The organism is Lysobacter sp. Root667, assembly GCF_001427715.1.
Classification (GTDB): domain Bacteria; phylum Pseudomonadota; class Gammaproteobacteria; order Xanthomonadales; family Xanthomonadaceae; genus Lysobacter.
In genome coordinates, this window is sequence record NZ_LMHF01000010.1 from 506,425 (window position 1) to 526,523 (window position 20,099).

10 protein-coding genes, 2 tRNA genes, 3 rRNA genes and 1 pseudogene are annotated in these 20,099 nt (G+C 64.5%); 6 read left to right on the forward strand and 10 right to left on the reverse strand.

Annotated elements, in window-relative coordinates; translation table 11 throughout:
* Window positions 1-259 precede the first annotated feature (259 nt).
* Both ASD78_RS10120 and ASD78_RS10125 read right to left on the reverse strand, forming a co-directional pair.
* Window positions 260-2,002: a SprB repeat-containing protein gene (locus tag ASD78_RS10120; RefSeq protein ID WP_235566477.1), complete on the reverse strand. Its 1,743-nt coding sequence runs from the start codon at window positions 2,000-2,002 to the stop codon at window positions 260-262.
* 254 nt (window positions 2,003-2,256) lie between these two features.
* Window positions 2,257-3,615, reverse strand: coding sequence for a porin (locus ASD78_RS10125; RefSeq protein WP_055901981.1), 1,359 nt, complete (start codon window positions 3,613-3,615; stop codon window positions 2,257-2,259).
* A 242-nt stretch (window positions 3,616-3,857) separates the two neighbouring features.
* Here ASD78_RS10125 and ASD78_RS10130 point away from each other — a divergent pair, with 242 nt between their 5' ends.
* Entirely contained in the window at window positions 3,858-4,550 is a 693-nt protein-coding gene (locus tag ASD78_RS10130; RefSeq protein WP_055901984.1) for a rhomboid family intramembrane serine protease, read from the forward strand.
* A 103-nt stretch (window positions 4,551-4,653) separates the two neighbouring features.
* Window positions 4,654-4,974 (forward strand): DUF1820 family protein, encoded by a 321-nt coding sequence (locus ASD78_RS10135; protein WP_055901988.1) that lies wholly within the window; start codon window positions 4,654-4,656, stop codon window positions 4,972-4,974.
* A gap of 225 nt (window positions 4,975-5,199) precedes the next feature.
* Here the strand turns inward: ASD78_RS10135 and ASD78_RS10140 are convergent.
* From ASD78_RS10140 to gpmI, 3 genes and pseudogenes are all read right to left on the reverse strand, one after another.
* A pseudogene (locus tag ASD78_RS10140) lies at window positions 5,200-6,396 on the reverse strand (S41 family peptidase); the annotation flags it as partial.
* A gap of 384 nt (window positions 6,397-6,780) precedes the next feature.
* On the reverse strand, window positions 6,781-8,013 hold the full coding sequence (locus ASD78_RS10145; RefSeq protein ID WP_082575536.1) for a peptidoglycan DD-metalloendopeptidase family protein: 1,233 nt from the start codon (window positions 8,011-8,013) through the stop codon (window positions 6,781-6,783).
* The gene (gpmI, locus tag ASD78_RS10150; protein WP_056100879.1) at window positions 8,013-9,581 is read right to left on the reverse strand and encodes a 2,3-bisphosphoglycerate-independent phosphoglycerate mutase; all 1,569 of its coding nucleotides are present in this window, start codon (window positions 9,579-9,581) and stop codon (window positions 8,013-8,015) included. Before gpmI ends, ASD78_RS10145 begins: the two co-directional genes overlap by 1 nt.
* Before the next feature lie 182 nt (window positions 9,582-9,763).
* Here gpmI and ASD78_RS10155 point away from each other — a divergent pair, with 182 nt between their 5' ends.
* The 4 genes from ASD78_RS10155 to ASD78_RS10170 all read left to right on the forward strand — a co-directional run bounded on the left by ASD78_RS10155 (window position 9,764) and on the right by ASD78_RS10170 (window position 13,787).
* The gene (locus tag ASD78_RS10155; protein WP_055901995.1) at window positions 9,764-10,435 is read left to right on the forward strand and encodes a hypothetical protein; all 672 of its coding nucleotides are present in this window, start codon (window positions 9,764-9,766) and stop codon (window positions 10,433-10,435) included.
* Window positions 10,436-10,568: 133 nt separating this feature from the next.
* Window positions 10,569-12,344, forward strand: a complete 1,776-nt coding sequence (locus tag ASD78_RS10160; RefSeq protein ID WP_056100882.1) for a M28 family metallopeptidase — start codon at window positions 10,569-10,571, stop codon at window positions 12,342-12,344.
* A gap of 198 nt (window positions 12,345-12,542) precedes the next feature.
* Window positions 12,543-12,953: an MAPEG family protein gene (locus ASD78_RS10165; protein WP_056100886.1), complete on the forward strand. Its 411-nt coding sequence runs from the start codon at window positions 12,543-12,545 to the stop codon at window positions 12,951-12,953.
* Window positions 12,954-13,037: 84 nt separating this feature from the next.
* The gene (locus tag ASD78_RS10170; RefSeq protein ID WP_056100890.1) at window positions 13,038-13,787 is read left to right on the forward strand and encodes a 2OG-Fe dioxygenase family protein; all 750 of its coding nucleotides are present in this window, start codon (window positions 13,038-13,040) and stop codon (window positions 13,785-13,787) included.
* 635 nt (window positions 13,788-14,422) lie between these two features.
* On the opposite strand, the gene rrf is transcribed toward ASD78_RS10170, so the two are convergent.
* From rrf to ASD78_RS10195, 5 genes are all read right to left on the reverse strand, one after another.
* Window positions 14,423-14,537: ribosomal RNA gene (gene rrf / locus ASD78_RS10175) — 5S ribosomal RNA — on the reverse strand.
* Between the two features lie 179 nt (window positions 14,538-14,716).
* Window positions 14,717-17,596: ribosomal RNA gene (locus ASD78_RS10180) — 23S ribosomal RNA — on the reverse strand.
* A 252-nt stretch (window positions 17,597-17,848) separates the two neighbouring features.
* Window positions 17,849-17,925 (reverse strand) — tRNA-Ile (locus ASD78_RS10185).
* A gap of 23 nt (window positions 17,926-17,948) precedes the next feature.
* Window positions 17,949-18,024: transfer RNA gene (locus ASD78_RS10190), tRNA-Ala, on the reverse strand.
* 116 nt (window positions 18,025-18,140) lie between these two features.
* A 16S ribosomal RNA gene (locus ASD78_RS10195) occupies window positions 18,141-19,685 on the reverse strand.
* The 16S, 23S and 5S rRNA genes sit together here with 2 tRNA genes alongside, the layout of an rRNA operon.
* Between the last annotated feature and the right edge of the window lie 414 nt (window positions 19,686-20,099).

The following is a 20,099-nucleotide window of genomic DNA, read 5'->3' on the forward strand; positions in this document are numbered from 1 at the left end:
CGGGGCTTTTCGTTTGCGCGCTCAGGAGGGTGCCGCGGCTTACGCGCGTAAGGCATGCTCGCGCCGCCATCGGTCAGTTGCATGCGCGAGCGGGCTGAACGCGGCGGCGAGCAAGGTCGATAGCACACCGCAGCGATGCATCGGCGTATGGCCCCTGTTGCGCGGGAGCCGGTCGCAAAGAGAGCCCCGCTGCATGCGGGGCTCCCGGAAAACGCACTGCGATCTTTCCGATCGCCGCAGCGCATGGCCGCGACAGGGCTTACGGAATCGGATTGCCGCCGCCACCTCCGCCGCAGCCGGTCCAGCCGGCCGTGTTGCGGACGGTTCGGGTCGCGCTCTGTCCGTCGGCGCTGCCGACGACGACGGTCGCCAGGACGCCGACGTCGATTTCGGCCGAGGCCCCGGATTGCCACAGCACGTTGCTCCAACTGTAGGAGTACGGCGGCAAGCCGCCGGAGACCAGCACCGTCGCCGTCACCGTTTCGCCGCAGCCCCGGATCGACGCCGGCAGGCTCACGGCCAGGGGCGCGACCGGCTCGTAGGCGACGCGGTCGTCGAACAGCTGCGCCCAGCGGCCGTCGAAGCCGCCGTTCTGCGGCAGGTTCCAGCCGTTGCCCAGCCACACGCCGGCTTCGTAGTGCTCGCGGGTGTCGATGGCGCCGGAGTGGACCAGGAAGTCGTGCTGACGCCAATAGTTGCCCAGCGACGCGTAGTCGCCGCTGGCATCGGCGCGGTTGCGGTTGTAGCTGTCGCGCCCGGCGCCGCTGTAGCCGTCGAGCTTGTCGGAGCCGGAGATGGTGTCGGCATTGGTTTCCGCCGAATAGCCGCCCCAGAACCAGGCCTTGGCGAGCACGCCTTCGCGGCCGTCGGTGAGGCTGGAACTCATGATGTCGCGCGATCCCAGATAGAAGCGCTGCAGGCCGGCCGGCACTTCGACCTGCCCGGCTTCGTTCGCGATCGGCTCGTCCAGCAGCACATCGACGATGACGTTGGTGGTCCAGTTCGTCGACCAGGCCGAACCCGACCACTGGGTGACGTGGATGTCGGCGAGGTCCTGCAGCTCGTAGGTGATGCGCTTGACCAGCGACCACGACACCGTGTCGTCGCGCCCGGCCGCCAGGCTGGCGGCGTTGCCGTAATTGATCGCACTCGCGCCCCAGGCCGACACCGCCGCGGACGAGGTTTCCGGCACCCACACGTAGTGCACCGATTTGTCGTCGTCGTTGGTCACCTCGACTTCGGCCGAGTTGTTGGCGGCCCTGCGCGCGGCGATCGTGCTGTAGGCGTCCTGCACGAAATGCAGCTCGTGGCCGTGCGTGCCGAGCTCGGTGTTGTCCTCGTCGGCCTGCCAGATCATCACGTGCTTGCCGCCGGCGACCTGCATGAAGTTCAGGTCGGCGCTGCCGTTGCTGCGCATCACGTGGTCCTTGTGGCTGGTGATGGTGACGTGGCCCACGTACTCGCCCGCGCCGCCGGGTATGCCGGTCGCCGCGCGCACCACGATCTCGATGCGCTCCCAGTCGTGGATCTCGTTGGCCTTCTTATCGACCGGATGATAGACGTGGTACAGCAGCACCAATCCCTTGTTGTTGCCGTCCATGTACTCGATCGCCGACGCGTACAGCGTGGGCCGGATGCGCCAGTTCTGATAGGCGCCGGAGCCGGCCGCGGACGCGGCGATGTACTGCGGCAGCAGGTTCGGCCAGCTGTAGCGGTTGTTGGAGAAATTGCCGTCGCGGTCGAAGTCGTAGTTCGAGATCCAATCGCGGCCCTTCTTGCTGCTGCTCTCTTCGGCGCGCTGCATGATCACCGGCGCGTAGTACTCCAGATAGGCCTTGCGTTCGGCCTGGGTCAGCAGCCACGCCTGCGCGGCGGCCTCGCGACTGGGCAAGGCGGCGACGACGAAAGCCAAAACGATCAATAACCAGCGCAAGCACACACGCATAGCGTTGCCGCCACCGTCGTTCGCGACGAATGGCGCGGAGCGAGAAACGAAGTCCATGAGCGTCTCCTTAGTCCATCAAGGCGCCTGCGTTGCAGGCGTGTCCACGATGCGGCGCGCCCGGCCTCCTTCGATCCGTGGAGGCCGGACGTCCCGCGGCCTCCCCATGAGTCGCCGCGCGCATCGCGACCATCTGTCCACCCGTGCGCGGGCGCTGTCAAGAAATGCGTGCGCTCCGGCGCATCCGCGCCACATTCGGGCACAAAAAAAGCCCCGCCGAAGCGGGGCTTTTCGAGTCGCGATGCCGCGTCGGATCAGAAGTGGTACTGAGCCGAAACGCCGAACAGGTTCACGTTGCTGTCGTAGGAACCGAACAGACGCTGGCCGCCCTGCGCCGGCGGGGTGACGATGCCGATCTCCGGGGTGTCCGGCTCGATGCGCACGTAGGAGAAGTTCAGCTCGAGGTTCTCGCTGAAGTTCCAGGTGGCGCCGATCGAGTACCAGCGACGGTCTTCGTCCGGCAGGCGCGGGGTGCGCGCGGCGTACGTGGTCGGGGTTTCGTCGTAGGCGTAGCCGGCACGCAGGGTCCAGGTGTCGTTGAGCTTGTACTCGCCGCCCAGAGCCATGAAGCGCGTGGTATCCCAGCCGAAGTGCTCGACCGAATCCGGATCCGGGTTGGCGAAGTCGATGCGGATTTCCTGCAGCGACGACCAATCGGTCTCGGAGTAGTCGGCCATCAGCGAGAACTGGTCGTTGAACTTGTACTCGACGCTGACGGTGGTGACCGCCGGCGTGGTCAGCTTGGCCAGAACCTTGCCGTCCTGGAACAGCGGACGGGTGGTCGGGCTCGCGGCGAACACGGCGGCGACGTTGCCCGGCACGGTCCAGTCGACCGAGCCTTCCAGCTCGTGGTCGATTTCCGAACGGTGCGACAGGCCGATGGCCAGCTTGTCGTTCGGACGGAAGTTGACGCCGATGATCCAGCCCAGGCCGGTGTCGTCGCCTTCGACCTTGGCGAAGCCGTCGGACGCCTGCGGACGCGCGAACGGCAGCGGACGGGTTGCCGGGTTACCGAACAGCAGGGTGCCGAAGTCGACCGACTTCGAGAGCTCGGCCTCGGCCTTTTCCCAGACGATGCCGGCGCCGACCGACAGGTGGTCGGGCACCAGCTCGAACGCGGCCGACAGGGTCAGGTCGACGGTCTTGAGCTCGGACTTGGCGGCGTAGTAGCGGCCGACCCAGCCGTTGTCGTATTCGGTCTTCAGGCCGAACGGCGCGCTGACCATGGCGCCCACGGACAGGCCGTTATCGAACTTGTGGATGATCGACATCGCCGGAACCGGGGTCATGTCGCCGGCTTCGCCGCCGTCGCCGCCGGTGAGCGGACGGCCGAGCACGTCGTAACCGCCGCCGCTGAACTTGGCGTTGAGGTCGATGACGGTGACGTCGGCCTGGAAGGTGGTGCCTTCGAACTGGGTCATCGCCGCCGGGTTGTTGGCAACGACGGAGCTATCGCCCGCGGCCACGCCGGAGCCGGCGAACGCGCGACCCATGGCCTTGACGCTGTTTTCCTTGAGCTGGAAGCCCGAAGCGTGGACTTGGCCAAAGGCCAAGGCGCCAGTGATGCCCAGCGCGAGGGCGGTCAGGCGCGTATAGCGGTGTGCGTGTTGCATGCGTGTAGTCTCCATTGGAGTATTTTTGGTGTTCCGCGGCTGTCCTTGCGGTCCCGGCTGTGCCGGAGCCGCGCCCGCCGGAATGCCCCTCCCGACGTACGACGCCGTATGCACTATAGCGCGGCCGTTAACTGAAAGCTAACAATAGGACGCCCGTCTCGCCGCTACCGTTTTTGCCTTTCTGCCGTGCCGGTTTCCCCCTGTTCGTACCGGCCGGACTGGAATACGCGACGCCCCGACCGATGTTCATCGCCATCCCCTCCCGCGAAAAGGCACCCCTGCGCTGGGCCACCCCCCTGCTGTTCGCAGCGCTGTGGCTGTGTTTCATCGGTTCGGCCTTGCTGCCGGACACGGAGGAGCGCCGGCTGATGCTGGAATGGGGGGCGCTCTCGGGCGGCCTGTCCAGCCCGTCGGCCTGGTGGGACGCGATCCGCGACGGCAGCGGCCTGCGCCTGTTCAGCGCCCTGTTCCTGCATGCCGACTGGGCGCATCTGCTCGGCAACCTGGTGTTCCTGCTGATTTTCGGCCTGCCGGCGGAGCGGACCATGGGGCCCTGGCGGTTCCTGGCCCTGTTCCTGTGCGGCGGCGCGGTCGCCAATCTGGCCGCGGTGATCGCGATCGGCACCCCGGACCGGCTGATCATCGGCGCCAGCGGCGCGGTCTCGGCCCTGATCGGCGCCTACCTGGCCCTGTTCCCGGGGGCCAAGCTCGGAGTGGTGGTGCCGCTGGGGTTGTTCCTGCAGTTCGTGAAGGTGCCGGCGCCGCTGCTGATCGGGGTGTGGGCGCTGCTGCAAGTGGTGTTCACCTTCATCGGCCCGGCCTTCGGCGCGGTGGCATGGTCGGCGCATCTGGCCGGCTTCGCCTTCGGCGGCGCGTTCGCGCTGATCGCGCGCGCGGGCATCGCCCGGCGGATGCGGCGGCGGCGCGGCTTCTGAGCGCGGCGCAGCCTTGCAAGTCACGGCCGCGACCCTACTTTCGTTATACCCAGCGAGATCGCCGCGAACGCGGCCCGCCCGCCCCTCTCCATCGACACCCGCCATGGCCAAGACGCTCTACAAAGTCACCTTCCTCAACGCCGGCAAGGTTTACGAGCTGTATGCGCGGCACGTGGCCTCCGGCGCGCTTTGGGGGTTCACCGAAGTCGGCGAGCTGGTGTTCGACGTGCACGAAGGCCTGGTCGTCGATCCGACCGAAGAGCGCCTGCGCGACGAGTTCGGCAACACCCGCATGCTGCATCTGCCGATGCACAGCATCGTGCGCATCGAGGAGGTCGAGCGCAAAGGCCAGTCGGCGATCCGCGATGCGGCGACCGGCGAGAAGGTGGTCACGCCGTTCCCGCTGCCGGCGAAACCGCGCTGACGCCGACGCGCCGTACAGCGCCCATGCGATGAGCGAGGCGCCACCGCCGCAACGCCTGGACCTCGCCGTGACGGGCGCCGCGATCGCCGGTTGACCGACCGCTCGCAGTCGAGAACGACGACGCATCCGAATACGAAAACGCCCGGCTTGAGCCGGGCGTTTTCGCATGCGTCGAAGCGGGTGCGCGCGATCTGGCGGCGTCGCGATCTGGCCGCGTCTGGATGCTTAGCGCTTGGTCGCGCCGTCTTCCGCCTTCGCCACCGCCGGCTTCTTCAGTTCCGCCAATGCGGCGGTGATCGGCGCGTCGCCCTCCAGCACTTCGCCGGCATTGGTGCCCGGCGCGTCGTCGACGTCGCCGCGCAGGTGACCGGGCAGGTTGGCTTCGCTGTAGCTGACGCGGCCGCCGTTGGGGGCTTCCTTGGCCGGATGCAGGGCGACGTCGGGGACGATGCCCAGGGCCTGGATCGATTTGCCGCTGGGCGTGAAGTAACGCGCCGTGGTCAGCTTGACCGAATCGCCGTTGTCCAGCGGCAGCACGGTCTGCACCGAGCCCTTGCCGAAGGTGCGGCTGCCGACCACGCGCGCGCGGCCGTTGTCGCGCAGCGCGCCGGCCAGCACTTCCGACGCGCTGGCCGAACCGGCGTCGACCAGCACCACCACCGGCGCGCCGTCGAGGCGGTCGCCCGGGGTCGCGCCGAATTCGGCGTCGCTGATCGCGATGCGGCCGCGCGTGCTGACGATCTTGCCCTTCTCCAGCAAGTCGTCGGCGATCTGCACCGCCGAGGTCAGCAGGCCGCCGGGGTTGCTGCGCAGGTCGATCACCAGTCCGCGCAGCTTGCCGCCGGCCTGGGTCTTGAGCTTCTCGATCTGGGTTTCGAAATCGGCGGCGGTGTCGGCCTGGAACGCGCTGATGCGCAGGTAGCCGTAACCGGGTTCGAGCATGCGGCTGCGCACGCTGGCGATGCGGATGGTCTCGCGCGCCACGGTCACGTCGAAGGGCTTGTCCTTGCCCTCGCGCACGATGCTCAGCACCACCTTGCTGCCGGGCGCGCCGCGCAGCGGACCGGAGCTGTCGCCTTCATCGGGCTTGAACGGCTTGCCGTCGATGGCGACGATCAGGTCGCCGGCCTTGATCCCGGCGCGTGCGGCCGGGGTGTCGTCGATCGGCGCAATCACCCGCAGCGTGCCGTCGGCCTGGCGCTGCAGTTCGACGCCGATGCCGTCGTAGGCGCCGCGCGCCTGTTCGTCGAAATCGTCGGCGGCGACCTTGTCGAGGTAGACGCTGTGCGGGTCGAGGTCGAACAGCAGGCCGCGGATCGCCGAGTGCATCAGTTTGCGATCGTCGACCGGCTCGACGTAGGCCTGCTTGACCGCGTTGTAGACCGCGACATAACGCCGGATCTCATCGATCGGCACCTTGGACTCGTCCTTGGCGTCTTTAGCGTCCTTGGCGTCGGGCTTGGCGTCGGGCTTAGTGGGCTTGGCCGGCTTGGCGGGCTCGGGAGCGGTGGCCGGCGGCTGCTTGTCCTGGGCCGCGGCGGGCAGGACCACGCCGGCCAGCGCCAGCGGCGCCAGGCCCAGCAGCAGGGCTCGCGCCAAGGTCGGACGGAAAGAGGGCGGATGACGCAGGCGCATGCATGGAACTCCGAAACGGATATCGGTTGGACCGCGCGGCGCGATCGGGGTTCGCTCGGTGCGCGTGGTCGAATAGGAACACGTTAGGCAGGCCGCGGGAAGCTTTCGTTAACCGCTGCGCGAAGCATTCAGGCTAGGTCCGGGGAGGGGCTGGAAGCCGATCCCCGCCCCTCAGCGCCGCAGCCAGGTCCCTGGGTTCACCGGCTGTCCGTTGCGCCGCAGCTCGAAGTACAGCGCCGGGCGGCCGTTGCCGCCCGAGCTGCCGACGGTGGCGACCGGGTCGCCGCGTTTGACGCGGTCGCCGACGTTGCGCAGCAGGGCGTCGTTGTGCGCGTACAGGCTCATGTAGCCGTTGCCGTGGTCGACGATCAGCAGCAGTCCGTAACCGGTCATCCATTCCGCGTAGACCACCTGGCCGTCGCCGACCGCCTTGACCGTGGCGCCGGCGCTGGCGCCGATCAGCAGGCCTTCGCTGCCGCGGCCGTCGGGCATGGTGCCGCCGTAGCCGGCCAGCAGCGCGCCCGACACCGGCCAGCCCAGGCCGCCGACCTGCAACGGCGGCGCGCTGGCGACCACGACCGGCTTGCGTGTCGGTGCCGCGCTGCCCTGCTTGGAACCGGTCTGCGCGGCGGCGCGCGCCTCGCGTGCGGCCGCGGCCTTGCGCCGCGCTTCGGCGCGCGCGGCGGCCTGGCGCAGCTTCTTGAGCAGGCTTTCCAGCCCCTGGGCGTCGCGGCCCAGGGCGCGTTCGCGGCTGCTGCGGTCCTGGTACTTCTGGTTGATCTGGCTGACCAGGGCGGCGCGCGATTCGCGATCGCTCTGCAGCTGCCCCAGCAGCGCACGCTGTTGTTTACGCGAGCTGTCCAGCTCGGTGCGGCGGGTGACGATGTCGCGTTCGACCGCGTCGAGTTCGCTCAGCTCGGCGCGCAGCTGCGCGATCCGATGGGCGCGGTCGCGCTGCAGATAGCCGTGGTAGGCGAGCAGGCGGTTGGCGTCGGCGACCTTGTCCTGCGCCAGCATCACCTTCAGCGGCGCATCGGCGCCTTGGGTATAGGCCGCACGCAGCAAGCGATTGAGTTCTTCGCGCCTCGCGCCCAGCGTGCCCTGCAGGGTTTCGCGGCGCTGTTGCAGCTGCGTCAGCGAGGATTGCTCGCGCGCCAGACGCTGCTCGGTGTCGCGCAGGCTGCGGTTGGACTGGCCGACCTTCTCATCGGCCTCGCGCAGCTGGCGGGAGGCCGCGCCGCGCTGGCCTTCGAGCTTGCGGCGCTCGTCCGCGACCGACTTGAGTTCGCTCTTGATGCGCTCGAGCTTGCGTTCGGCATCGCGGCTGGTGTTCTGCGCCGCCGCCGGCGCAAGCGCCAGCAGCGACAGCAGCAGCGCCACGGCGAACGCGCGCAGGGTCGGCATCAGGCGACCAGCCCGCCTTCGGTCGCGGCATCCGGCACCAGCAGCGTGCGGCCGGTCATCTCCGCCGGCTGCGGCAAGCCGAGCAGGTCGAGGATGGTCGGCGCGACATCGCGCAAGGCTCCGCCATCGCGCAAGGCGGCGCGGCGCGGGCCGAGGTAGACCAACGGCACCGGGCCGACCGTATGCGCCGTATGCGGCTGGCCGGTGTCCGGGTCGCGCATCATTTCCAGGTTGCCGTGGTCGGCGGTGATCAGCAGCGCGCCGCCGCTGTCGCGCACGGCCCGGGCGACCGCGCCGATCGCCACGTCCACCGCCTGCGCGGCCTGGATCGCCGCGCCGAGATCGCCGGTGTGGCCGACCATGTCGGGGTTGGCGATGTTGCAGATGGCGACGTCGATCGCGCCGGAGCGGATCGCCTCGACCAGTTTCGCGGTGACTTCCGGGCAGCTCATCTCCGGCTGCAGGTCGTAGGTCGCGACCTTGGGGCTGGGCACCAGGATGCGGGTCTCGCCTTCGTAGGGATCTTCGCGGCCGCCGCTGAAGAAGAAGGTCACGTGCGCGTACTTCTCGGTCTCGGCGATGCGCAGCTGCTTGAGGCCGTGCTCGGCCAGCAGTTCGCCCAGGGTGTGGCGCAGGTCATCGGGCGCGTACGCGACCGGCGCCGGCAGCTTGGCGTCGTACTCGGTCAGGCAGACGAAGCGCGACAGCTTGGGTCGGCGCAGTTCGTAGCCGGAGAAGTCGGGGTCGACGAAGGCCGCGGTCAGCTGACGGGCGCGGTCGGCGCGGAAGTTCATGTACACGACCGCGTCGCCGTCGTTCATCGGCCGCGCGCCGTCGATCACGGTCGGGGCCACGAACTCATCGTTTTCGCCGCGCTCGTAGGCCTGCGCCAGCGCGGTCTGGGCATCGGCGGCGCGATGCTCGCTGGCCGCTTCGACGATCGCATCCCAGGCGCGGCGCTGCCGGTCCCAGCGCTGGTCGCGATCCATGGCGTAGTAGCGGCCGCTGACCGAGGCGATGTGGGCGTTGCCGAGACGGTCGCAGACCGCCTGCAGGCGCGCCAGGCTGGGCGCGGCCGATCGGGGCGGCATGTCGCGGCCGTCGAGGAAGGCATGCACGGCGACCCGCGGCACGCCTTCGCGGTGCGCGAGTTCCAGCATCGCGAAGATGTGCTGCTCGTGGCTGTGCACGCCGCCGGGCGAAAGCAGGCCCATCACGTGCAGGCTGCCGCCGGAGGCCTTGGCCGCGGCGCAGGCGGCGCGCAGCTCGTCGTTGGCGTAGAAGCTGCCGTCCTGGATCGCGGCATCGATCCGGGTCAGGTCCTGGTAGACGATGCGGCCGGCGCCGAGGTTCATGTGGCCGACCTCGGAATTGCCCATCTGCCCGTCCGGCAGGCCGACGTGGCGGCCTTCGGTGTGGATCAGGGTATGCGCCTCAGTGGCCAGCAGCGCCCGCCAGTTCGGCAGCTCGGCCTGGGCCAGGGCGTTGTCGGCCGGGTCGTCGCGATGGCCCCAGCCGTCCAGGATCAGCAGGACCACGGGGTGGGGGCGCGCGGAGGGGGATGGCACGTCGCGTTTCCTAATGAAGGGGCCGGAGCCGGCGTTGCGGTTGCCCGATTGTAGCGGAGCGGCCCGCAACGGCATTACGAAGGACACGCGCCGAGCGCATCGACGATGGCTTAAACCTGTACCGTGCCCATCGCATCTATTGTTACGAGCCCGCCCAACGGGAACTTCCAAGGACCCCGCCCATGATCCGCAACCGCTTCGCCCTCGCCCTAACGCTGGCCCTGTCCGTCGCCGCCGCCCCGGCTTTCGCCTCCGACCAGGATGTCGAAAAGGTCAACGGCAGCATCAACGCCGAAGCCGGCCAGAAGTACGGCGACCTGACCACCGTCAACGGCAGCATCCGCGTCGGTGCCGGCGCCCGCCTTGGCGATGCCGAAACCGTCAACGGCAGCGTTACCGTCGCCGAGAACGTCCAGGCCGGTGGCCTGCAGACGGTCAACGGCGGCATCCGCGTCGCCCGCAATGTGCTGATGAACGACGGCGTCAGCACCGTCAACGGCAGCATCTTCGTCGATCGCGGCGGTACGATCCGCGGCGGCGTCGAGACCGTGAACGGCTCGATCGGCCTGGTCGACACCGACGTGTCGCAGGGCATCAAGACCGTCAACGGCGACCTCACCGTCGGCGCCGGCTCGCACGTCAAGGGCGGCATCACCTACGACAAGCCCAATTTCCAGCTGTTCTCCAGCAACCGCCGCAATCCGCGCGTGATCATCGGACCGAACGCGCAGGTCGACGGCGCCCTGGTGTTCAAGCGCGAGGTGGACCTGTACGTGCATTCGACGGCGAAGATCGGTGCGGTCACCGGCGCCACCGCGGTGCGCTATTCCGGCGACACGCCGCCGAGCCGGTGATCGCCGCGTAGCAATCGCCGCGCTAGCTGAACGGCCCGGACCCGACCGCGTATTCACGATAGCGGTCAGGTCCCGGGCCCGCATCGGGACATAGAATGGGGATTCCGCCGATGCCGGCCGTCCCGGAGTTCCCATGTCCCGCACGCCGTACCACGCCACTCCCTGGCTGACCGCCACCTCGGTGCTCGCCGCCGCGCTCGCCGCGACCGCCTGCAGCAAACCCCCGGCCGAAGCGCCGACCGCCGCCGCACCGCAGGCCGCCGCACCGGCGGCTCCCGGCCATGCCTTCGATGCGGTGATCAACGCCGCCGACTTCGCAGAACACGTCAAAGTGCTGGCCTCCGACGAGTTCGAAGGCCGCGCGCCGGGCAGCGCCGGCGAAGAGAAGACCGTCCAGTACCTGGAAGCGCAGTTCAAGCGCCTGGGCCTGAAGCCGGGCAACGGCGACAGCTACTTCCAGACCGTGCCGATGGTCGAAACCACGGCCGACGAATCCGCTGTGCTCAAGCTCGACGTCAAGGGACAGGCGCGCGAGCTCAAGTTCGGCAGCGACATGGTCGTGGGCACGCGCACCGGCAAGCCGGAAGTGAAGATCGACGCCAGCGACCTGGTGTTCGTCGGCTACGGCGTCAACGCGCCGGAACAGAAGTGGAACGACTACGCCGGCATCGACGTCAAGGGCAAGACCGTCGTCATGTTCGTCAACGACCCGGGTTTCCACAGCCAGGACGCCAAGCTCTTCGAAGGCAAGCGGATGACCTACTACGGCCGCTGGACCTACAAGTTCGAAGAGGCCGCACGCCAGGGCGCCGCCGCGGCGCTGATCATCCACGACAGCGAGGGCGCATCCTACGGTTGGGACGTGGTCCAGAACTCGTGGTCGGGTGCGCAGTTCGATCTGCCGGCCAAGGACGATCCGGAACCGCGCCTGCCGGTGCAGGGCTGGATCACCGGCGACGCCGCGCGCAAGCTGCTCGCCGACCTGGGCCAGGATCTGGACGCGCTCTACCAGGCCGCGGGCAAGCCCGGCTTCAAGGCGATTCCGCTGCAGGCCAAGGCCTCGATCGATCTCAAGAGCACGATCAGCGAGAAGTCCTCGCGCAACGTGATCGCGCGCCTGGACGGCGCCAAGCGTCCGGACGAAGCGATCGTCTACATGGCGCATTGGGATCATCTGGGCAACCACGCCGACAAGGGCGGTCACGAAGGCCACGGCGCCGACGCGAAGGCCCAGGCCGCCGCGCAGGACACGATCTACAACGGCGCGATCGACAACGCCACCGGCGTGGCCGGCATCCTCGAAATCGCCGAAGCCTTCACCAAGCAGACCCCGCCGCCGGACCGCTCGCTGCTGTTCGTCGCGGTGACGCTGGAGGAATCCGGCCTGCTCGGTTCGAAGTATTACGTCGCCCATCCGACCGTGCCGCTCAACAAGACCGTCGCGGTGATCAACCTCGATGCGATGCCGGTGATCGGCAAGGCGCGCGATATGACGGTGATCGGCTACGGCAGTTCCGAGCTCGAGGACATCCTCAAAGCCACCGTCGGCACGCAGGGCCGCACCCTGCACGCCGAGGCCACGCCCGAAGACGGCTTCTATTTCCGCTCCGACCATTTCAACTTCGCCAAAGCCGGCGTGCCGGCGCTGTACGCCAAGGGCGGCGACGACCTGATCGACGGCGGTACCGTGGCCGGACAGAAGGCCAACACCGACTACCGCGACCAGCGTTACCACAAGCCCGCCGACCAGTTCGATCCAGGCTGGAAGATGGACGGCGTGATCCAGGACCTGGACGCGCTGTACGGCGTCGGCAAGACCCTGGCCGGCAACGAGCAATGGCCGAACTGGTACGAAGGCAACGCCTTCCGCGCCGCGCACGAGAAGCTGATGCAGCCTGCGGGCAAATAAGCCACAACCTTGGATCCGCCCCCTCTCCCGCTAGCGGGAGAGGGTTGGGGTGAGGGCCGGTATCAACGGCGACCGTGCTCCACGAACGCCACCGAACCGGCCCGTTCGCCGCCTCCAACAGCCGCAGCGCCCCGCATCCCCTCGCCCGCGCGGCTTTTCCGCTAGGCTTCGCTACATCTTCCTGGACGGACCCTGCCCATGACCCTGGCCCTGGCCTACTGGTGCGTGTTGATCGCCGCCTTGTTGCCGTACCTGTGGGTGTCGATCGCCAAAGGCAGCGGGCAGCGCTACAACAATCGCGATCCGCGCGGCTGGCAGGCGCGTCAGGACAACCCGCGTTGTATCCGCGCCAACGCCGCCCAGCTCAACGCCTACGAGGCCTTCGCACCGTTCGCCGCCGGCGTGGTCTTGGCCCAGCTCGCAGGCGTCGCCCACGCGCACATCGCCGCGCTGGCGCTGACGTTCGTGGTCATGCGCGTGCTGCACGGCGTGCTGTATCTGGCCGACAAGCACGGTCTGCGCAGCCTGGTGTGGGTCGTCGGCTATGGTTGCGTGATCGCCTTGCTGGTACTGGCCGCGCTGAAGGCCGCGGCCATCGCGCAGGTGTGATCTCCCGTTGCGGCGGACAGGATCCGTCGCAGCTTCCGCTGCGGCCCAGCCGAGCGCCCAGCTAGCTACGTCAAGGCTTCCGCAATGACTTCCGGCGTCACCGATACCATCCGCGATCTCGAATCCGGACTGCAACACGACGGCTTCCGCTTCGTCGAAGCGCAGACCATGCGCGGCCTGCTCGAAAGCGGCGGCGCCTGGAAGGACTGGACCGCGTTCGCCGACAGCTGGAACGACCTCGGCCCCGACGTCTACCTGGCACGCCACGGCCGCGACCGTCGCCGCCGTTATGCCGTGTACTCCGCCGATACCGAGGGCGCACTGCGCCGCGAAGCGCACCAGCCGCACTACCAGAGCCTGGACTACAACACGCTGCAGGGCGACATCGAACGCTGGTTCGAGCCGATCCTGCCCGCGATCGGCGACGGCGACAGCCTGCGCCGGATCATCGGGTTCTGCCGCGACTTCTTCGGCGCCTTGGCGCCGGCGGTCAGCGGCTGGCATATCGAGGTGCATCAATTCCGGATCGAGGCGCGCAGCGACCAGGCCGGCCAGCCGACCCCGGAAGGCGTGCATCGCGATGGCGTGGACTACGTGCTGGTGCTGCTGATCGATCGTCAGAACATCCTCAGCGGCACGACCTCGATCCATGCCGAGGACGGCACCGAGCTGGGCAGCTTCACTCTGACCGCGCCCTTGGACGCAGCCCTGGTCGACGACAGCCGCGTGTTCCACGGCGTGACCGCGGTAACCCCGCTGGACCCGGAGCTGCCCGCGCACCGGGATGTGCTGGTGGTGACCTTGCGAGCCAAGGACTCCTCGGCTCCGCGGTAACCACGATGCCTGGTCCCGAAACGAGAAATGCCGGCGCAAGCCGGCATTTTTGTTAAGTGCCCCACTGTGCGCCTNAAGGACTCCTCGGCTCCGCGGTAACCACGATGCCTGGTCCCGAAACGAGAAATGCCGGCGCAAGCCGGCATTTTTGTTAAGTGCCCCACTGTGCGCCTTCCGCTTTGGGGTAGGAGCGGCGTAAGCCGCGACCGCGATCTCCACGCGGCGCCTTCCGCTTTGGGATAGGAACGACATGGGCCACGGCCGTGCTCCCCCCGCCGCGCCGCTTCCTGTGGGAGCGGCGTAAGCCGCGATCGCCATCACCGAACGACGTCGTCGCTTCATTGCCATCGCGGCTCACGCCGCTCCCACAGCAGGCGGTTCGGCCCGCCATCCGGCAGGGACGAAGGACGCCGGTATGTTTTCCGGTCCCGCAAACACAAACGCCGGCATTAGCCGGCGTGGGTGGGTGGTTCACGATCACCGCAGCGATTATCTCGCCCCCGGCTCGCGCGGATGCGTGTGGATTCACGCGGATTATCTCCGCCCACCGGCAGGGCATATCGGCCAACGCCGATTCTCGTTCGCCCAAAAGGTGAAGGCCGGCCCCCTTGCGGGAACCGGCCTTCGGATAAAGCCCCTGGCGATGACCTACTCTTGCATGGCTTAGGCCACACTACCATCGGCGCATGTGCGTTTCACTTCCGAGTTCGGAATGGGATCGGGTGGTTCCACACAGCTATTATCACCAGGGAGAGGGTGGAGGGTCGCGGGTCTCGATGAACTGAGTCGCGCACACGCTCTCGTTGGGTTGCTTCAGACGGAGTATTGCCCGTCATCGGCGAATAAGTTGGGACGTAGCGAAGTTTACTTCAAAGAAGCGTACGAATGTCGTCAAACATATCGTGGAGACCAAAGCAACTTGAGGTTATATGGTCAAGCCACACGGATCATTAGTACAGGTTAGCTCAATGCATTGCTGCACTTACACACCCTGCCTATCAACCACCTAGTCTTGATGGTTCCTTTAGGGGACTTAAAGTCCCGGGAGATCTCATCTTGAGGCGCGCTTCCCGCTTAGATGCTTTCAGCGGTTATCGCTTCCGAACATAGCTACCCGGCAATGCCACTGGCGTGACAACCGGAACACCAGAGGTTCGTCCACTCCGGTCCTCTCGTACTAGGAGCAGCCCCTCTCAAATCTCCAACGCCCACGACAGATAGGGACCGAACTGTCTCACGACGTTCTGAACCCAGCTCGCGTACCACTTTAAATGGCGAACAGCCATACCCTTGGGACCGACTACAGCCCCAGGATGTGATGAGCCGACATCGAGGTGCCAAACACCGCCGTCGATATGAACTCTTGGGCGGTATCAGCCTGTTATCCCCGGAGTACCTTTTATCCGTTGAGCGATGGCCCTTCCATACAGAACCACCGGGTCACTAAGACCTACTTTCGTACCTGCTTGATCCGTCGATCTTGCAGTCAAGCACGCTTATGCCTTTGCACACAGTGCGCGATGTCCGACCGCGCTGAGCGTACCTTCGTGCTCCTCCGTTACACTTTGGGAGGAGACCGCCCCAGTCAAACTACCCACCATACATGGTCCCCGACCCGGATTACGGGCCTAGGTTAGAACGTCAAGCACGACAGGGTGGTATTTCAAGGATGGCTCCACCACAGCTAGCGCCATGGTTTCATAGCCTCCCACCTATCCTACACAGACGAACTCAACGTTCAATGTAAAGCTATAGTAAAGGTTCACGGGGTCTTTCCGTCTTGCCGCGGGAACGCTGCATCTTCACAGCGATTTCAATTTCACTGAGTCTCGGGTGGAGACAGCGCCGCTGTCGTTACGCCATTCGTGCAGGTCGGAACTTACCCGACAAGGAATTTCGCTACCTTAGGACCGTTATAGTTACGGCCGCCGTTTACTGGGGCTTCGATCAAGAGCTTCGCCTTGCGGCTGACCCCATCAATTAACCTTCCAGCACCGGGCAGGCGTCACACCCTATACGTCCACTTTCGTGTTTGCAGAGTGCTGTGTTTTTGATAAACAGTCGCAGCGGCCTGGTCACTGCGACCCCTCTCAGCTGTAGCTCGCATGAGCCACCAAGAGGGGTGCACCTTCTCCCGAAGTTACGGTGCCATGTTGCCTAGTTCCTTCACCCGAGTTCTCTCAAGCGCCTTAGAATTCTCATCCTGCCCACCTGTGTCGGTTTACGGTACGGTCTGCGTAAGCTGAAGCTTAGGAGCTTTTCCTGGAAGCGTGGTATCAGTCACTTCGCTCTAATGAGCTCGTCTCGCTGCTCGGTGTTAAAGGGTCCCGGATTTGCCTAAGACCCACACCTACCTGCTTTCTCCCGGACAACCAACGCCGGGTAGACCTAACCTTCTCCGTCCCTCCATCGCACTTACGCGAGGTGCTGGAATATTAACCAGCTTCCCATCGACTACGCATTTCTGCCTCGCCTTAGGGGCCGACTCACCCTGCGTCGATTAACGTTGCGCAAGGAAACCTTGGGCTTTCGGCGTGCGGGCTTTTCACCCGCATTATCGTTACTCATGTCAGCATTCGCACTTCCGATACCTCCAGCAGACTTCTCAATCCACCTTCATCGGCTTACGGAACGCTCCTCTACCGCGCACAAACAAGTTGTGCACCCCAAGCTTCGGTTCATCGCTTAGCCCCGTTAAATCTTCCGCGCAGACCGACTCGACCAGTGAGCTATTACGCTTTCTTTAAAGGGTGGCTGCTTCTAAGCCAACCTCCTGGCTGTCTGTGCCTTTCCACATCGTTCACCACTTAGCGATGAATTTGGGACCTTAGCTGTGGGTCTGGGTTGTTTCCCTTTTCACGACGGACGTTAGCACCCGCCGTGTGTCTCCCGGATAGTACGTACTGGTATTCGGAGTTTGCCATGGTTTGGTAAGTCGCAATGACCCCCTAGCCATAACAGTGCTCTACCCCCAGTAGTATTCGTCCGAGGCGCTACCTAAATAGCTTTCGAGGAGAACCAGCTATCTCCGGGTTCGATTAGCTTTTCACTCCTAATCACACCTCATCCCCTACCTTTGCAACGGGAGTGGGTTCGGGCCTCCAGTTGATGTTACTCAACCTTCACCCTGGGCATGACTAGATCACCCGGTTTCGGGTCTACTGCCCGCGACTATGCGCCCTTATCAGACTCGGTTTCCCTTCGCCTCCCCTATACGGTTAAGCTCGCCACGAACAGTAAGTCGCTGACCCATTATACAAAAGGTACGCAGTCACCCTTGCGGGCTCCTACTGCTTGTACGCACACGGTTTCAGGGTCTATTTCACTCCCTTCACCAGGGTTCTTTTCGCCTTTCCCTCACGGTACTGGTTCACTATCGGTCGGTCAGGAGTATTTAGCCTTGGAGGATGGTCCCCCCATATTCAGACAGGGTTTCTCGTGCCCCGCCTTACTCGATTTCATTGAATGAGGTCTTTCGCATACCGGGCTGTCACCGTCTATGGCCGAGCTTTCCAGCTCGTTTTGCTAAACCTTACTCAACTTAAGGGCTGCTCCCCGTTCGCTCGTCACTACTTAGGGAATCTCGGTTGATTTCTTTTCCTCCGGTTACTTAGATATTTCAGTTCACCGGGTTCGCTTCGTACAGCTATGTATTCACTGCACGATACTCCTTGCGGAGTGGGTTTCCCCATTCGGACATCGCGGGATCAATGCTTATTGCCAGCTCCCCCACGCTTTTCGCAGGCTGTCACGTCCTTCATCGCCTCTGACCGCCAAGGCATCCACCGTGTGCGCTTATTCGCTTGACCATATAACCCCAAGTTGCCTTGGAACTATACGGGTCCAGGGGTACAAAGCCCGGACTCGAATATAACGACTCAATTAATAAAGTGCCTCTCGGCACTCGCCTTAGCCTCTACGACACGTCATGGACATTCGTCTCAAAACGCTCGCTACGTCCCAGTTTTCAAAGAACACGATGCGGGCTTCAGCGCCCGATCGCTTCAAATCTTGGTGTGTGCGCAGATCATTCAGAGTGTCCGGAAGCAACTTCCACTTGGTGGTGGGTCTGGGAGGACTCGAACCACCGGCCTCACCCTTATCAGGGGTGCGCTCTAACCACCTGAGCTACAGACCCATAAGTGTTGCGCTGGCTGGTTTTGGTGGAGCTTGTCGGGATCGAACCGACGACCCCCTGCTTGCAAAGCAGGTGCTCTCCCAGCTGAGCTAAAGCCCCATAAAACATGGGACGCTCCCGCGGCACGCCACCCTTTCGGACGGGGCCGGGAACTCTGAATGCAGGTCACTTGTGCGGACGTCTGACAGGCAATCGCCCATCTTAGTTACATCTCTAAAGGAGGTGATCCAGCCGCACCTTCCGATACGGCTACCTTGTTACGACTTCACCCCAGTCATCGGCCACACCGTGGCAAGCGCCCTCCCGAAGGTTAAGCTACCTGCTTCTGGTGCAACAAACTCCCATGGTGTGACGGGCGGTGTGTACAAGGCCCGGGAACGTATTCACCGCAGCAATGCTGATCTGCGATTACTAGCGATTCCGACTTCATGGAGTCGAGTTGCAGACTCCAATCCGGACTGAGATAGGGTTTCTGGGATTGGCTTGCCCTCGCGGGTTTGCAGCCCTCTGTCCCTACCATTGTAGTACGTGTGTAGCCCTGGCCGTAAGGGCCATGATGACTTGACGTCATCCCCACCTTCCTCCGGTTTGTCACCGGCGGTCTCCTTAGAGTTCCCACCATTACGTGCTGGCAACTAAGGACAAGGGTTGCGCTCGTTGCGGGACTTAACCCAACATCTCACGACACGAGCTGACGACAGCCATGCAGCACCTGTCTCACGGTTCCCGAAGGCACCAATCCATCTCTGGAAAGTTCCGTGGATGTCAAGGCCAGGTAAGGTTCTTCGCGTTGCATCGAATTAAACCACATACTCCACCGCTTGTGCGGGCCCCCGTCAATTCCTTTGAGTTTCAGTCTTGCGACCGTACTTCCCAGGCGGCGAACTTAACGCGTTAGCTTCGATACTGAGAGCCAAGTTGCTCCCAACATCCAGTTCGCATCGTTTAGGGCGTGGACTACCAGGGTATCTAATCCTGTTTGCTCCCCACGCTTTCGTGCCTCAGTGTCAGTGCTGGTCCAGGTAGTCGCCTTCGCCACAGATGTTCCTCCCGATATCTACGCATTTCACTGCTACACCGGGAATTCCACTACCCTCTACCGCACTCTAGTAAGCCAGTTTCCAATGCAGTTCCCAGGTTGAGCCCAGGGCTTTCACATCAGACTTAACAAACCACCTACGCACGCTTTACGCCCAGTAATTCCGAGTAACGCTTGCACCCTTCGTATTACCGCGGCTGCTGGCACGAAGTTAGCCGGTGCTTATTCTTCCGGTACCGTCATTCCCTCCGAGTATTAATCGAAAGGTTTTCTTTCCGGACAAAAGTGCTTTACAACCCGAAGGCCTTCTTCACACACGCGGCATGGCTGGATCAGGCTTGCGCCCATTGTCCAATATTCCCCACTGCTGCCTCCCGTAGGAGTCTGGACCGTGTCTCAGTTCCAGTGTGGCTGATCATCCTCTCAGACCAGCTACGGATCGTCGCCTTGGTGGGCCTTTACCCCGCCAACTAGCTAATCCGGCGTCGGCTCATCTATCTGCGTGAGGCCTTGCGGTCCCCCACTTTCACCCGTAGGTCGTATGCGGTATTAGCGTAAGTTTCCCTACGTTATCCCCCACAAATAGGCAGATTCCGACGCATTCCTCACCCGTCCGCCACTCGCCACCCAGAGAGCAAGCTCTCCTGTGCTGCCGTTCGACTTGCATGTGTTAGGCCTGCCGCCAGCGTTCACTCTGAGCCAGGATCAAACTCTTCACTTAAGTATTGCGACTCGGACAAAAGTCCTCGTCAATGCTTTGAGTGCAGTCGTCGTTTCCTGAGCCCGAATTACACGTTTACTCGCATTTGCATGCTTTCTTGCTTCATTTGGACTCTGTCACGAACGTCTGCGGATGGACTAATCCACCGGCCAGACGCCCGCACAAGTCACCTGCGCACACTGTCAAAGATCGTCGGAACCGGCCTCAGCGCCTCGTTCCGTCCCCGTCACCAAAGTGCCCGAGGGAGCCGCGCATCTTACAGCAGATTTCGCGACCGTCAACACCCTGCGAAACCTTTTTTCTTACCGCTTCCCGACTTCCGTTCAGGCCGTTCGGCCGTCCCGGTGAGCGGGGCGCGCATTGTGCACAGCCAAATCTGAATTGGGAAGGGGGGCGGCGAAAATTTTTTCGACT